This window comes from Nitrospirillum amazonense, from assembly GCF_029594735.1.
In the GTDB taxonomy this organism is placed as follows: Bacteria; Pseudomonadota; Alphaproteobacteria; order Azospirillales; family Azospirillaceae; genus Nitrospirillum; species Nitrospirillum amazonense.
Map to the genome: position 1 here is coordinate 276,248 of NZ_JARPAF010000001.1, position 1,518 is coordinate 277,765.

At 70.0% G+C, this 1,518-nt stretch carries 1 protein-coding gene; it reads left to right on the forward strand.

What is annotated here, in order from left to right; genetic code table 11:
* On the forward strand, nucleotides 1-1,518 hold a 1,518-nt coding region (locus tag P5F91_RS00995), incomplete at both ends, for a beta strand repeat-containing protein (RefSeq protein ID WP_277906791.1).

Below are 1,518 nucleotides of genomic sequence, written 5' to 3' on the forward strand. Positions count from 1 at the left end.
CGGGGCCAGCGCCAGCCTGACGGGGTACAGCAGCAGCGGGCTGGTGAATGGCGACAGCATCAGCGCGGTGACCCTGGCCAGCACGGGCAGCGGCACCGCCGCCTCGGTGGGCAGCTACACCATCACGGCCAGCGGCGCCACGGGCACGGGGCTCAGCAACTACTCGGTGAGCTACGCCGCCGGCACGCTGACGGTGAACCCGGCGGCACTGACGATCACGGCCAGCGGGGCGTCCAAGACCTACGGGACCAGCGCCAGCCTGACAGTCAGTGCCGTGACCTTGGCGTCCAGCGGGTCCGGCACGGCGGCGTCGGTGGGCAGCTACAGCGTTGTGGCCAGCGGTGCGACGGGGACGGGGCTCAGCAATTACTCGGTGAGCTACGCCGCCAGCACGCTGACGGTGAATCCGGCGGCACTGACCATCACGGCCAGCGGGGCGAGCAAGACCTACGGCACCAGCGCCAGCCTGACGGGGTACAGCAGCAGCGGCCTGGTGAATGGCGATACCATCAGCGCCGTGACCCTGGCGTCCAGCGGTTCCGGCACGGCGGCGTCGGTGGGCAGCTACAGCGTTGTGGCCAGCGGCGCCACGGGGACGGGTCTCAGCAATTACTCGGTGAGCTATGCCGATGGCACGCTGACGGTGAACCCTGCGGCGCTGACGATCACGGCCAGCGGTGCGAGCAAGACCTACGGCACCAGCGCCAGCCTGACGGGCTACAGCAGCAGTGGCCTGGTGAATGGCGACAGCGTCAGTGCCGTGACCTTGGCGTCCAGCGGGTCCGGCACGGCGGCGTCGGTGGGCAGCTACAGCGTTGTGGCCAGCGGCGCCACGGGGACGGGGCTCAGCAATTACTCGGTGAGCTACGCCGACGGCACGCTGACGGTGAACCCGGCGGCGTTGACCATCACGGCCAGCGGGGCGAGCAAGACCTATGGCACCAGCGCCAGCCTGACGGGGTACAGCAGCAGCGGGCTGGTGAATGGCGACAGCATCAGCGCCGTGACGCTCGCGTCCAGCGGGTCCGGCACGGCCGCGTCGGTGGGCAGCTACAGCGTTGTGGCCAGCGGCGCCACGGGCACGGGGCTGAGCAACTACTCGGTGAGCTACGCTGATGGCACGCTGACGGTGAACCCGGCGGCGCTGACGATCACGGCCAGTGGGGCGACCAAGACCTACGGCACCAGCGCCAGCCTGACGGGCTACAGCAGCAGCGGGCTGGTGAACGGTGACAGCATCAGCGCGGTGACGCTCGCGTCCGGCGGCAGCGGTACGGCGGCGTCGGTGGGCAGCTACACCATTACCGCCAGCGGCGCCACGGGCACGGGGCTCAGCAACTACTCGGTGAGCTACGCTGATGGCACGCTGACGGTGAACCCGGCGGCGCTGACGATCACGGCCAGCGGTGCGACCAAGACCTACGGGGCCAGCGCCAGCCTGACGGGCTACAGCAGCAGCGGCCTGGTGAATGGCGACAGCATCAGCGCGGTGACCATGGCCAGTACCGGCAGCGGCAC